Below are 13,507 nucleotides of genomic sequence, written 5' to 3'. Positions count from 1 at the left end.
AGAGCTGGAGCCGCGTGAGTTCTGGAAGCGCTACGTGCGCACTGGAACGCCGGTGATTATCAAGGGCGGTGCCGCAGATTCCTCGGCCTGCCAACGGTGGACGCCGGAGTATTTCGCCGGTCACTACGGCGACTTCAAGGTCAATATTATCGAGCAGCAAAGCAATGAGCATTCGGTCGGCACGTTCGCCGATGTCGTTGCCAGCGAAGGCACGGATCACAAGCTCTACATCCACAACAGTGCGAGCATCTTCTCCTACAATCCGGAGCTGTTCGACGACCTGGACTGCCTGTCCTACACGCAGCATATGGGCGGACGGCGGACCATGTTCCTCGGTGCACAGCTGTTTCTCGGCGTACATCCAACGACCGGTACCGAGGCACATTCGGCCAGCAACACCAACCTGTTCTTTCAGGTGTACGGCAAGAAGAAATGGACCTTCGTCCATCCTGATTACCTGTGGCTGATGTACCCGGCGCTGAATCGCTTCTTCCTGTTCTGCGCGTCATTCGTGCGCCAGGAATACACACCGGACTATCTGGAGCAGCACGCACCGTTACAGCGCTATTGCCCTCGCTATGAGGCCGTTCTGGAGCCCGGCGACATCCTGCTGAACCCGCCATGGCAGTGGCATGCGATCAATAACGTGACGGACCGTTCCATTGGCGTGGCCACCCGCTGGACGTCAGTCGGGCCAGTGCATCGCACGAACACATTTTTCGACCTCTGCCAGTTGCTGTCACCGGCGATCTGGCGACTGCGGCTCCAGGGGATGCTGAGCGCGCCCGGCGAGCCGGTAATCATCGACGAGAACACCCGTGGGCTGGTGAATTCGCACGATGACTACATCGATTTCGGCAAGACCGGAGCAGCCAGGGACTACATGGATTTCCACCAGTGGCCAGAGCAATGGCGCTTTGCCGGCGGACAGGGTCCGGAGGTTGCGGCGGCGTCGGAGCCTACCACGACCTGATTGCCATCCTGGTCATACCGCCGCTTGAAGCGGCGGTTCGGCCGAGGAGGCAGCGCCGGCGGATGGTGGTTGGGTCAGCCGATTGACACCGGCATCATCCTCGCCTCGCAACACCACGGCGCCCCAGTTTTCCAGCGAGTACTCCTCGCGCAGATACATGACATGGTGGCGTAGTTCGGTGTCGTAGACCTTGACCGATGGCTTGATCGTGCGAAATGCCATGCCCCAGCGGCGACGATCGGTTGAGGCATTTGGCGGTGAGCCGTGGATGCAGCGCTCGCTGAAGATCACGAACTGGCCGGCTTGCATGGGCATGTTGACGACCTTGTCGTCGGTGATATCCGCTTCGAGCTTGAAGCGGGTGCGCGCAAAGCCGCCGCCGTCCTTGGCGCCAATGTGTGCGGTGTTGATGCGGCGGTGGGAGCCCTTGACGAATTGCATGTTGCCGTTGTCGTAGTCGACGTCGTCGAAGGCGATCCAGGTGGTGAGCTGAAACAATTCGTTACGGTCAGTCGGCCACAAGGTCGCCTTGTAGCCCTCTTCGGAGAGGTAGGTGCTGGCCTGGTGCCAGGTCACCTCGGGCGCACCCGGCTCCTTCAGAAACAGCTGCGAACGCCACAGCTGCAGGTTCGGCCCCAAAAGCTGTGCAAGCCGCTCGGTCCATTCCGGGCGCTTGATCAGGTCCCAGACGGCCGGGCAGTCCAGATGACGGTCGCGTCCGGTGACGAACCCGTAGGTCTTAGACGGCTGTTCGATCTCGGCCCAGACCTGCTCTCGCAAGCTGATCATCTCTTCGCGGGAACAGAGTGTCAGCGGACCGAGAAAGCCGTTTTCGTAGAAGCTGCGGATCTGGTCTTCAGACAGTCGCCATTGTTCATCCACCTCCGCCAGGGGTTGCCAGGTGGGCGGATCGGGCATCACACAGGGCTGGTCGATGTAGATGCGGGAGCCGAACGATGTGATCGCCGAGCGGAGCATTTCCCAGTCCCAGGACTGGGCGAACAGCCTGACCTGAGTGGGCACCATCCGGCGTAGTGGCGGGACCGCCTTGATCAGTGCGATGCCCAGCATCAGCAAGGTTGTGGCAACCCGTCTGGCGGTGTTGTTGTTCCGGACCCAATCGCGAACGTTCGAACGCTGCCGCTGCATGATCGTGGCACGGCGTGCTGCTATACCCATCACTTTCTCCCTTGATGGCACGGGTGCATGCGCGCCCGCGACCCCACGATTCGATATCGCTTATTGCTGGTTCATGCCTGCGGTCATGACGAGCAGTGGCTTGGAGTCCGCAGCCGGTTTCAGCGCGGCAACGAGCAGCGCTGGACCCAGGAGGAAGAACAGGGGCACCGCTCCCCAGAGCAGTCCGTTGACGTAGCCCAGTCCGGCGAGCCCGGTCAGCGGGGCACAGAGCAGGGCGCTGATAACCAGCGCGAGAACGGCTGCCTGCAGTGCACTCATCACGAGCGCAAGAGGAAAATCCCGCCAGAGCAATGCTTCGGACATGGGCATGCTACCTCCCCAGGGTGGGTGCTCAGAACCGAGTTGGAACTCGCAAAGAGCGTACCCGAAGCGCACCTGTGCCGGTTAAGGCGACGACCGGTCAGGCGTTTTCCGCGCGATCAAGCTCCGCTGCATAGGTTTTCGCCAGCTCGCGGTTGTCGTGCTGCCACGGGTGAAACCCCGGCCGGAAATACGCCAGCCAGCGACCGAAGGCTCGTGGAATCACCGCAGGACGAACCCAGAAGAACTGGAACGCCTGCCACCAGTCGCGGGGGTCGAACAACTTGCGGTCATGCCACAGCAACAAGGTGAGCGATGTGGTCATGCCCACTGAGTACCCCAGGGTCGACCAGAGCATGACCGTGGTGCGCAGGAAGTAGCGTTCCAATTTGTTCGGGACCGCCTGTTCAAAGACATCGAAGGCGACGCCCTTGTGCTCGATCTCCTCGATGGCGTGCCAATTCCAGATGCGGCGGACCTGTTCATCGGCATTTTTCAGCACACGCGGGTCGCTCAGCGCGAGATCGCTGAGAATCGCGGTGATGTGTTCCATGCCTACGGTCCGGGCGAGGTTGCGCTTGGGCGACAGGTAGCGCCGCGTCAACTCGACCGGTTTGGCGGTCAGGCTGGTATGAAAATCGACGTCCACGCCCTGCGCCTTGAGCGTGGCGTTGTAGCGTGCGTGTTCTCGCGTGTGATCCGCTTCCTGGCGGATGAATCCCTGGATGTCCTTTTGCAGGTCCTCGTCCTCGATACCGTCGGCGAAATCGCGTACCGATTCGATAAAGGACTTCTCCCCAGGCGGGAAGGACATCGACAACGCATCGTAGAACCGCGATATCCGCGCGTTGCCGCTGTGCCAGTGCCGAGGTCGTTCAGCGTCAAAGGCCAGACGTAGGTTGCGACGTTCGATGGTGGATTCGGTCATCGGGACGACCTCCTGGACGTGCGAGCGGGCGGAAAGGATAGCGTGGCGCCACGTGGCCGCGAAGACCTGTTCAACACAGGTGCGCGGCTACCTGAACCACGGGCAAGAATTGCGCCGGGTGACCAACGGGTCACGAGACGACGCGGTCGACCAACTTGTTATGGAAGCGCCGGAACGCTGGGACAAGCCGTAGGAGCAGCAGCGAGACCATCGTGATCGGGAGCACCACCACGACCGCGCAGGCCAAAAACAGTGCGTAGAACAGCACGATCGGCACCCTTGTCCAGCGGCCCTGACGGCCGCAGAGTCGAATCAGCGCGCCCCAGATCATAAAGCTGCGCAGGCCCATGAATTCGCCGAGCAGCAGCATCGGATTTGGTGGGTTGGGGTCGGGGTTCGCGATCGGTCGCGTGGTGTCACCGGTGTTCGTCTCCGACTCCAGCCACTGGCTGATCCGTCTGCCGAAGGTGTCGGCGCCCTCGATTTCGGGTTCGGCGACGCCCGCTCGCGGGAACAGCCCGAGGTAGCGGTCTTTTTTGCCGGTGAACATCCAGCGCGGGGTCGTGATGAAGGTTGCCGCGGTGCCGCCCTGATCGGCGAGCACGATCCGGTCCAGCAGCCGTCCGCCCAGGCCCCGAATCAGCTTGTTAAGCCGGTACTGGGCCATCAGCCACATATTGCGGCAGGCGGTTACGGTGACGACCGGGGTATCGCGGAACAGGGCGGCCGCGCGCTCCGATTGCAGAAAGGCCACGACCGGCGGCGCAGGGCTCAAGTACCACGGCGTGTACCCCAGAATGATCAGATCGTAAGGGCCAGCGGCATCGATCGCCTTGATATCGGGGGTGACGAACGCGACTGTTTCCGGAAACTCGTCGAAGAAGCGGAAAAACGGCCAAGGGAACGGGTAGGGCTGCACCATCTCGATGCATTGACGCTCTACGGTAACGCTGGGGTGGTCGACCAGCGGCTGGACCAGATGGTCCATAACCCGTGTGAGCTGGCCAGTTTGCGAAAAATGAATCTCCAGCACCCGTTTGGGCGGAGAGGGCGGCGATGCGTCATCGGAGGGCGGCATGATGGCTCCTGGTGCGCCGGCTCAGCGCGAGGCCTGAATTAGGCCACCCGGTACGCTGGGCGGGAATCGGCGGTCGGCTACGGTCGTGAAGCGGGCCTTGGCCAGCAGATCGTGGACTTCGCTGAGGGTGTAAGCGCGACCGCCGACATTGAAGAAGTTGAGCGATATCACGTCGAACAGCTGCGCCTTGATGCCGCCTTCGCTACCGGAGAACTGATCGACAATCAGCAGTACGCCGGTTGGCGCCAGCGCCTTCAGGCATTTTTCGAACAGCACCAGTGTCTGCTCGGGGCTGAAGAGGTGGATGAAGTTCGCGAGCAGGATCACGTCCCAGTTTTCACCCAGATCGTCCTGGAAGGCGTTGCCGGCGACGAAGCTGAGCCGTTCAGTGCGGCCTTGCTCCTCGGCAAGCTTTTTCGCCGTGTTGATCGGACCGCCGAGATCGAAGACCGTGGCATGCAGGTCGGGGTAGTGCGCGACGAACTGACGAGCGTATTCGCCGTGGGCACCGCCGATGTCGATCATCGCCTTCGCATCGGCCGGGATATCGGCACTCTTGAGCACGGCCGGGATGAACATCCGCGCGGCTTGCTGCATTCCTCGGGTGTAGGTTTCCTGCCCTTCGGTGCCGGCTTTTTCGAACTTGGAATGGAAATCCAGCGACGGCCGGCCGGAGACCACGTTGTCACCCAGCGATTGCAGACGCTCATAGGTCACGCTTTGCAACTTGAGCATCTCGCTGAGCCCGCGATCGGGGTGGACGATCCATTTACGTGCCCAGCGGCCGTTTAAATACTTGCCGTTACGGTGCTTGAGATAGCCGCTGCTCTTGAGCGCTCGGAGCAACAGAGCGGTGCCTTCGGACGACAAGCCGAGTTTGTCGGCGACCTCGGCAGCTCCAAGCCCGCCTTCAGCATCATGCTCTGCCAGCAGTTTGAAAACGCCTAGCCGGTTTGCCTCGATGATCGCCCTTGCACGGACGATCGGCAGCTGGATATCCAGCAGTGGTACCGGCACGACGTTCAGCCATTTCAATAGGCCAATAATCGCGTTCACGCACCCTCCTTGGGCTCGCGGTAGCGGCGCGTCGCGCCGGAATCTTGGGTTGCGGGGGCGCCCCTGCTACACCACGGTTAACAACATCGCCGCCATCGAGAAGCGGGCGCTTTCGGGAACGGCGCAGAGTATCCGGTCGCCTTTTTTCAGGCGGCCCGAATGCAGCAGAGTTTCCAGGATCACAAAAATTGAGGCAGAACCAATATTCCCGGTCTCCGGCAGGTTCGTGAACCACTTTTCCTCCGGAATCCCGTAGCCGGCTTCCGCCATGTGCTCGCCAAGCCGCTTTTTGAAGTACATCGACGACAGGTGGGGGAGGAAGTAGTCGACACTGTCGAAATCCAGACCCCAGTTGTCCTTCATCATCTTGCAGCCAGCTACCGCCACTTCAATGATGTTCTTGTCGAGCACTCGCACATCCTGCTGGAGCAGCAGGTAGCCCTTGGACAGGACGTTGCGCATGTCCTCCTCGTCGGACCAGAACTGGAACTCGCCGTCCTTGTCCTTGACCATGCCGTTGTACATGCAGGTCGGTTTCTGGCCTGCCCAGGACATGACTTCCAGATTATCGATACGCAGCGACAGGCGGTCCTCGCGCGGGGCGGTTTCGACCAGCGCCGTGCCGGCGCCATCAGACAGCATCCAGCGCAGGAACTCCTTCTCGAAGCTGACCATTGGCGCGGCTTCGGTCTGGTTGGCGTCCGAGTCGGTGACCATGGTGTACGAATGGCCTTGCATGAACGGTGAGGCGCGTTCGGAGCCGGAAACCACAAAGTTGTCGCGAATGCCCATCGACAGGTTCATGTAGGCGTAATTCAGCGCGGACATGCCCGAGCAGCAGACCCCGGCGGCGGACATCACCTCGGCGGGCTGCAGTTCCAGTTCGCCGGCGACCATGTTTGCGTGCGACGGAATGAGCTGATCGGGCGATGAGCTGCCGCAGGCGAGCCCTTGGATGTCATCGACACCCAGTCCGACCTTGCCCACCAGCGATCGCACGGCTTCGCCGACCAGCTGGGCGTTGGTGTGCGTGCGTTCTCCAGTTTCCTGGTTGACGGCGTAATAGCGCTGTTTGATGCCATTGTTCTGCAGCACAAACAACTTGACGCGTTTCGGCTGGTTGGGGATTTCTCCCAGAACCACTTCGATCTGATCATTGGTGACGGGCTCGTTTGGCAGAAACGATGCCATCTCGGTGATGTAGACAGTTTTCACTTCGTCCAACCTTTACTTGGATGCATGGAGTTGACGAGGGATGAGGCGCCGCTCTCCCGATTAGCAGCGCATCAGTGAGAGGTGCCCGGCTTGCGCAGCGTGAGAATCACGTTGCAGCCCCCGAATGCGAACGTGTTGGACATGACCGCGTTCAACGGCATCTGTCGCGCTTCATTAGGCACATAGTCCAGATCGCAGTCGGGATCCGCCGAGTGCAGGTTGATCGTGGGGGGCACGATGCCATCGCGCAGCGACAGACAGGAACTGACGAACTCGATTGCACCGGAGGCTCCCAATGCATGGCCGAGCCTGCTTTTGATGGAACTCATCGGTACCCTCGCCGCGCGATCGCCCAACACCTGCTTCACGGCCTCGGTTTCGGTGACATCGTTGGCCGTTGTCGCCGTGCCGTGGGCATTGATGTAGTCGATGTCGTCCGGTGACATCTGCGCGTCGCACAGGGCGTCCTTGATGGCTGCAACCTGCCCGTCAACACTGGGGCGAGTCGCATGGAACCCGTCATTGCTGCACCCGTAGCCGGTGACCTCGGCATAAATCGGTGCACCGCGCTTGCGGGCGAGGTCCTCTCGTTCGAGCACGACAATGGCGGCGCCCTCCGACAGGACGAGACCATCTCGGTCCTTGGAAAACGGGCGCACCGCTGCGCCAGGTTCGCCGTTGCGCACGGACATCACGCGCATGGCATTCCAGGCCGCGAACATGCCGTAGCTCAAGGGTGCCTCGGTGCCGCCAGCGATGATCGCATCCGCGTAGCCGTGCCGGATCAGGCGCACGGCCTCGCCGATCGCGCTGGCGCCGGAGCTGCACGCCGTGGAGACGGTGAAGTTCGGGCCTCGAACGCCGTAGTGAATGGCGATATGACCGGCCGCGGCATTGAACATTGCCTTGGGCACCGTCAATGGATGCAGGGTTTGCGGACCGCGGGCGTGCGTGTGCAGCGCGTACTGCTGATTGTCGATCGTTCCAATACCGCCAACCCCGGTACCCAGGATGACGCCCATGCGGGAGGGATCACCGGTGACACCGGATTCCTCGACGGCTTCTTCGCAGGCCTTGAGAGCCAGCTGGGTGAATCGGTCCACATTGCGGGCAGCGCTATAGCTCAGCGCGGACGGATCGAAGTCCGCGACCTGGCCGGCGATCTTGGTTTTCAACCGAGAGGTATCGACGCCCTCCAGAGTCTTGACTCCAGAGCGGCCCTCGCAGATCGAATCCCAGAATGACGCCTTGCCGATGCCCGCGCTGGAAACGACGCCCAGCCCGGTGACGACAACTTTCACGTCAGGCGGCGATCTTGGCGTTGACTTCGCCTTCGACAATACGCACCAGCGAGTCGAAATCGGATACGGCGCGCGATTCCTCGTCATCCGGAAAGCTGATGTCGAAGTGGGTTTCGATCGCGAAGATGGCTTCGAGGAAGTCCAGCGAATCCGCACCCCAGTCTTCCAGTGTCGAACCGGAGGTCACACCTGCCGCGTCGATCTTCAATTCGCTGGCGATAATTTCCCGAACTTGGTCAGCAATCGTGGTCATGTTAGGAGACTCCCTAGGTCTTCGTGACTACTCGACGGGCGTGAACCGCCGCGCCGAACGGTGAGCCGCAGGCGGCATGGGTGCTCGTGACAACCGATGACAGCAAGATGGGCTTTGCCCATCGCTCTCGGGACCGGGGGGTAACCGTTGACATCCGGTCAGGTCCATTCAGCGTACAAACATCCATGTCGCCGACGACGCAAGGTTTTCAGCTTGAGCTGTCGCAATATCCGTACCGCTTCAGGTTCTCACCTGCGATGGATTCGACGATCTCGAAGCCGGAATACTGGTTGACGTGAGACACCCGTCCCACTTTTGCCATTCGCGCGTCAAATGCGGCCTTTGCACCCGGCTGTTCGGGCTCGCCCAGCTCGCAGAACTCGAGAATCTGGCCGACGACCGCCTGGGGCTCAGCCAGCACATCTTCGTATCGCACTTCCATCAGATGCGGAATCGATGACTTGATTCGGTCCATGTAGTCAATGGACTCGTTCCAGATGTGGGACGTGGTGCGCAGATCCTCGGCCCCCCACGTCTCAATAGCCTGTTCCAGGCCGTTGACGCGTGGGTAGGGGATGAACGGCTGGTCCTTGAACATCGGGTGGTTGACCTTGATGTCCTGCTCGCGCTGCCTGCGGTAGAGCTTGATCAGTGAATTCGCGACCTGACGGCCATCCCGGACGAGGTAGATGAAACGCGCGTCGGGGAAGAGCTCGGCAACCAGCGGGACCACCGTCAGCAGCGCAGGCGATTTGTTCAGGAACCGGTCGCCGCCGCGATCGCGAAAGCAATTGATCACGTGCTTGATATAGAAATAGATGTGCTCGATGTCTTCTGGAGTGAAGTCATCCAGGGTCTGGTCCGGCCAGGTCAGGGCGAACGGATCGAGTTTGAGCGCCTCTGCCCAGAACCGCATCGCCTCGGCCGGGGTGCCGGCGTTCACGATGATGCTGTCCTTCAGATACCGCTCGCCTTCGACGTCCAGTTTCAGCCGTTTTCGCAGCAATTCCGTTGCGTAGAACGTGCGCGGGTCGCGTGCGCTATCCATGGCATGGGTGACATAGGCGACGCGTTCATGGCAGGAGAGGATTTCCTGCATCATCGTCGAGCCGCAGCGCGGGGTGCCGACGATGAAGATCGGCGCCTTGATTTCGATGTCGTCGATACTGGGGCGTAGCGCCCGGCTGACCATTCGGATGGCCGCGGTACGCCAGGGCGGTACGTCGAGTGAAACGAGATGCTGATTCGCGAACTGCTGCGCGAGCAGCACTCTGGATAGCCAGTTAGCGTACTCCGCCAATGTACCGCTCCGTTGCCTGGGGGGTGGATTCCGTTTCGGCGAAGCAGATGCACGGAGTATGCCGGGCCTGCTCACAGGCGACCGGTGAAGATCGCCTGCGAAGCGTAGCAGGTTGGGTGTCACCCCCTGCCGTTATCTGCGCAACGGTGGGGCAGTGTTTGGCTTGTTGCGGGGCGCATAGCCGTCACAACAGTCTATTCTGATTGAGTTTTTAGCCTTTCTAGTCGCTGGAGTCCGTGCGTGCTCGTAGTGCAAACCCGGTCACAGGTTCGCCCTGGGCACCTCGCCAAAGCCGGCGTAACCAAAGTCCGAAGTCGTCCAGCAGGCTGTAGATCGCCGGCAGAAGCAGCAGGCTGACCACGGTGGAGAACGTGAGCCCGCCAATAATGGCCCGAGCCATCGGGAAGTAGGGCGGGCCGTCGCCGCCCACCGAAGCGGTGCCCACGCCCAGCGGGATCAGCCCCAGCACGGTGGTGCCCACGGTCATCAGGATTGGCCGCAGGCGGTCGCGGGCACCGGTCGCGATCGCCTGTTCGCGGGGCAGGCCGGCAAGTCGCAGATTACGAATATGGTCGATCAGTACGATGCCGTTGTTCACCACCACGCCCATCAGAATCAGCATGCCGATCATGCCCATGAACTGGAAGGTCGTGCCGGTGAGGGCGAAGAACCAGAACACGCCGATGAACGAGAACAGGATGCCGGTGATGATGGCAAACGGTGCCAGGATGGATTCGAACATGGCCGCCATCACGAGGTAGATGAGCGCCAGCGCCAGCAACAGGTTGAGCGCCATGGAGCCCATGTTCTCGTCTTGCTGGTCAAAGGCGCGACCCAAGTTCCATCCGTAGCCCGCAGGCATACGGTACTGGTCCATGATGCCCTTGATGCCATCGCGCAACTCTTCGGCGGTGGCATCGTCCTCGGTGAATAGGTTGACCCGAAGCCCGGTTCGCCGATTCTGGCGCCGTATCGTCGCCGGAACATCGCCGATGGTCAGTTCCGCGATATTGCCGAGGATCACCGATTCACCGGTGCCGCTGCGGATCGGGAGCTGGCTTAGCTGGTCCAGATTCAGCCGGTCCGCGCGGCGGAACTGCAGCAGCAGGTCAATCTCCCCCGTTTCCGAGCGATAGGGGCGCAGCTCCACGCCACGGATCGCCGTCGCCACGCTTTCTGCGACTTGCTGGCTGGTCAGGCCTACCTTGCGAGCGCGATCCCGGTCCACGCGTACGCGAACCTCCCAGCTGGACGCATCGGCTTCCACGCGGGCATCGCGCACGCCGGTCACCCCCTCCATGAGCCGGGCAACCTGCTCGGCCACCTCGTTCAGCCGTTCTGTGGACTCGCCGGTAATGAAGAGCGACAGCTGCTCGCCGCCGCTGCGTTGCTCATTGAATGTCGGGTTGCCGATGGCGATCTTCGGTAGCTCCGCCATGATGGCGTCCTTGAGCTGCTCGATGGATTTCGTGCGCTGCTCGCCCTCCTTGAGGATGATGGTCGATTCGGCGCGGCCCAGGTCGTAGTAGCTGTATACGCTGTCGAATTCGAACTCGTCCTTGTGTGCAAACAGGTAGGCCTCGACCGTGTTCACGGCGTCCTCGACCTTGTCCAGCGCGTAGACCTCATTGAGGTGATAAGGCAGGAACAGGCGCTCCGTATCGTTGCGCGGAAACATTTCCATCTTGACCAGCCCGGTCATGAACAGTGGCGCCACGCTGGCGACGACCAACAGGGCGCCGACCACGGCGACCCAGCGATGCCGCAGCGTCCACGCAATCATCCGCGGGTAGCGGCGCAAGATGGCCTGCATCACGCGGCCGCCCTCGGATACGCGACCCTGAATGCGCGAGGCAAGCTGCGGGATCAGCGTGCGGGCGATCGCCAATGAGGCCGCGAGCGAAATGCAGATGGTGATCGCCACATGGCCCATGAACATCGTGATCTCGTCCTTCTTGCCGAAGATGTTTGGCAGAAAGACGATGGCCGTGGTCAGCGTACCGGCCGTGACGGCGAGCGCGACGGAATCGACGCCGGCGATGGTGGCGCGTGTCGGGTCGTTAGGATGTTCGCGTCGGCTGGTGAAAATACTTTCCGTGACTACAACGGCGTTGTCCACGAGCATTCCGATGGACAGCATCAGCCCCATCATCGACAGGATGTTCAGCGAAAAGCCGAGGAAGTACATCGAGCCCAGCGTGATCAGGATCGAGAATGGTACGGACAGCGCAACGATTAGCGTCATTGGCCAGTCACGCAGAAACGCGTACAGCACCAGCAGCGAGAGCAGGGCGCCGATCAGCCCGGACATCAGCAACTCGTTCAGCGAATCCTTGACCCCGTCGGCCTGGTTATCCATTGCGAACAGCGTCACGCCTTGCATCTCCGGCAGTTCGCTGATGACATCGATCTCGGCGATTACGGCATCGGCGACCTCAACCAGGTTGGCGCCGTTCTCCTTGAAGATGTTCAGACCGATGGCGTACTTGCCATCGAGGTGCCGACCGCGGGTGCGCACCGGATCGGTGTGGCGCACGTCAGCGATATCACCCAGGCGCAGGCCGCGCTCGCCGACCACCAGGCGTTCGATCTCGGCGATGGATTCGAACCGGGCATCCGGTTTGACCGTGAAGCGGTGATTGCGGTCGGTGATCTCACCTGCGGCGAACTCGAAGTTTGCGGCGCGCAGACGCTCGGCAACCTGGCGCAGGTCGACCTGATGCGTGGCCACCCGGTCGGCGGACAACTCGATGCGCACTTCCTTGGCCCAGACACCGTACAACTCGACACGCGAGACACCCTGGATGCGTTCCACACGCCTTCGCAGATTGCGGTTGAGCATGTCGTAGGCATCCGCGAGATCGCGGTTGGCCGAGACCCGCAACACGAGTATTGGCTGGTCCGCGGCGTTGAACTTCTGGAATCGGATACGCTGCAATTCATCCGGCAGCGTGTCGCGAATTGCATCGATCTTGTCTCGCGCCTCGACACCCTTGATGCGCAGATCGGCGCCCCAGTCGAACTGCACGAACACGCCGCCGCCGTCTTCGCGGGATTCGGAGTACAGGCGTTTGACGCCGGAGAGCGTCGACAGCGCCTCCTCGACCGGGCGGACGATGCGCCGTTCGACCTCCTCGGGCGTGGAGTTGCGATAGGGCAGCTCCACCCAGATGCCCGGAAACTCCATCTCGGGCAGGTATTCCAGCGGCAGCAGCCGAGACGACATGATGCCGATGACCGCCAGGCACACGAAGACCATGGTGACCGTGACCGGTCGCTTCAGTGACAGCTCGGTCAGACTCACGCGGCTGACTCCGTGGACTGGGCCGGTTTGGTCGGCGCGGGATCGCGTGTGACCAGCGAGTAGACCACCGGGATCACGACCAGCGTCAACAGTGTCGATACCATCAGGCCTCCGATTACCGTGATCGCCAGCGGTGCGCGCACCTCGGCGCCATCATCACCGCTCAAGGCCAACGGCAGCAATCCCAGCGCGGTGGTCAGCGTGGTCATCAGGATGGGGCGCAGCCGGGCCTGTCCGGCCTCGCGAATCGCGTCCACGACGCGCAGGCCCTCGTCGCGCAGGCGGTTGATCAAATCGATCAACACGATCGCATTGTTGACCACGATGCCGGCCAGCACGATCAAGCCGATCAACGCCACGACATTAATCTGCGTGCCGGTGATGAACAGCGCGGTGAAGGCGCCGATGGCCGCTAGCGGGACGGAGAACAGGATGACGAAGGGGTGGATCAGCGACTCGAACTGTGAGGCCATGACCAGGTAGACCAGAAAGATCGCCAGGCCCAGCGCCAGTTGCAGCGACCGGAAGCTGACTTCCATCTCCTCGCTCTGGCCGCCCACGTTGGTGCCGACGCCGCGTGGGATGTGGATGCGGCGCAG

12 protein-coding genes are annotated in these 13,507 nt (G+C 61.6%); 1 reads left to right on the top strand and 11 read right to left on the bottom strand.

What is annotated here, in order from left to right; all coding sequences use genetic code 11:
* Window positions 1-973, top strand: a 973-nt coding sequence (locus tag ACE1EY_RS04050) for a cupin-like domain-containing protein (RefSeq protein ID WP_370299551.1), incomplete at its 5' end; no start/stop codon positions are given.
* Window positions 974-985: 12 nt separating this feature from the next.
* Here ACE1EY_RS04050 and ACE1EY_RS04045 read toward each other — a convergent pair.
* The 11 genes from ACE1EY_RS04045 to ACE1EY_RS03995 form a co-directional block, all read right to left on the bottom strand.
* Window positions 986-2,152, bottom strand: coding sequence for a phytanoyl-CoA dioxygenase family protein (locus ACE1EY_RS04045; RefSeq protein WP_370299550.1), 1,167 nt, complete (start codon window positions 2,150-2,152; stop codon window positions 986-988).
* A 60-nt stretch (window positions 2,153-2,212) separates the two neighbouring features.
* Window positions 2,213-2,476: a hypothetical protein gene (locus tag ACE1EY_RS04040; protein WP_370299549.1), complete on the bottom strand. Its 264-nt coding sequence runs from the start codon at window positions 2,474-2,476 to the stop codon at window positions 2,213-2,215.
* A gap of 97 nt (window positions 2,477-2,573) precedes the next feature.
* On the bottom strand, window positions 2,574-3,401 hold the full coding sequence (locus ACE1EY_RS04035) for a metal-dependent hydrolase (RefSeq protein WP_370299548.1): 828 nt from the start codon (window positions 3,399-3,401) through the stop codon (window positions 2,574-2,576).
* 130 nt (window positions 3,402-3,531) lie between these two features.
* Window positions 3,532-4,479 carry a hypothetical protein gene (locus ACE1EY_RS04030; RefSeq protein WP_370299547.1) on the bottom strand — a complete coding sequence of 316 codons (948 nt, stop codon included), beginning with the start codon at window positions 4,477-4,479 and terminating at the stop codon, window positions 3,532-3,534.
* Between the two features lie 21 nt (window positions 4,480-4,500).
* Window positions 4,501-5,535 (bottom strand): methyltransferase, encoded by a 1,035-nt coding sequence (locus tag ACE1EY_RS04025; protein WP_370299546.1) that lies wholly within the window; start codon window positions 5,533-5,535, stop codon window positions 4,501-4,503.
* Between the two features lie 66 nt (window positions 5,536-5,601).
* The gene (locus tag ACE1EY_RS04020; protein WP_370299545.1) at window positions 5,602-6,750 is read right to left on the bottom strand and encodes a StlD/DarB family beta-ketosynthase; all 1,149 of its coding nucleotides are present in this window, start codon (window positions 6,748-6,750) and stop codon (window positions 5,602-5,604) included.
* Window positions 6,751-6,821: 71 nt separating this feature from the next.
* Window positions 6,822-8,051 (bottom strand): beta-ketoacyl-ACP synthase II, encoded by a 1,230-nt coding sequence (fabF, locus tag ACE1EY_RS04015; protein ID WP_370299544.1) that lies wholly within the window; start codon window positions 8,049-8,051, stop codon window positions 6,822-6,824.
* Window position 8,052: 1 nt separating this feature from the next.
* Complete coding sequence (locus ACE1EY_RS04010) at window positions 8,053-8,304, bottom strand: phosphopantetheine-binding protein (protein WP_291513656.1); 252 nt, start codon at window positions 8,302-8,304, stop codon at window positions 8,053-8,055.
* Window positions 8,305-8,512: 208 nt separating this feature from the next.
* Entirely contained in the window at window positions 8,513-9,604 is a 1,092-nt protein-coding gene (locus ACE1EY_RS04005) for a sulfotransferase (RefSeq protein ID WP_370299543.1), read from the bottom strand.
* A 220-nt stretch (window positions 9,605-9,824) separates the two neighbouring features.
* Window positions 9,825-12,908, bottom strand: coding sequence for an efflux RND transporter permease subunit (locus ACE1EY_RS04000; protein WP_291513658.1), 3,084 nt, complete (start codon window positions 12,906-12,908; stop codon window positions 9,825-9,827).
* Window positions 12,905-13,507: efflux RND transporter permease subunit (locus tag ACE1EY_RS03995; RefSeq protein WP_370299542.1), on the bottom strand; the 603-nt coding region annotated here is incomplete at its 5' end. The genes ACE1EY_RS04000 and ACE1EY_RS03995, both read right to left, overlap by 4 nt.

Origin of the sequence: Abyssibacter sp., assembly GCF_964229365.1 — a bacterium.
Lineage (GTDB): Bacteria > Pseudomonadota > Gammaproteobacteria > Nevskiales > OUC007 > Abyssibacter.
This window is presented reverse-complemented; position numbering and strand designations above follow the sequence as displayed.

Excerpts from the sequence above, each read along its gene's own strand:
- ACE1EY_RS04010 (WP_291513656.1), bottom strand. The coding sequence starts at position 8,304 with ATGACCACGATTGCTGACCAAGTTCGGGAAATTATCGCCAGCGAATTG.
- ACE1EY_RS04045 (WP_370299550.1), bottom strand. The coding sequence starts at position 2,152 with ATGGGTATAGCAGCACGCCGTGCCACGATCATGCAGCGGCAGCGTTCG.
- ACE1EY_RS04030 (WP_370299547.1), bottom strand. The coding sequence starts at position 4,479 with ATGCCGCCCTCCGATGACGCATCGCCGCCCTCTCCGCCCAAACGGGTG.
- ACE1EY_RS04040 (WP_370299549.1), bottom strand. The coding sequence starts at position 2,476 with ATGTCCGAAGCATTGCTCTGGCGGGATTTTCCTCTTGCGCTCGTGATG.
- ACE1EY_RS04035 (WP_370299548.1), bottom strand. The coding sequence starts at position 3,401 with ATGACCGAATCCACCATCGAACGTCGCAACCTACGTCTGGCCTTTGAC.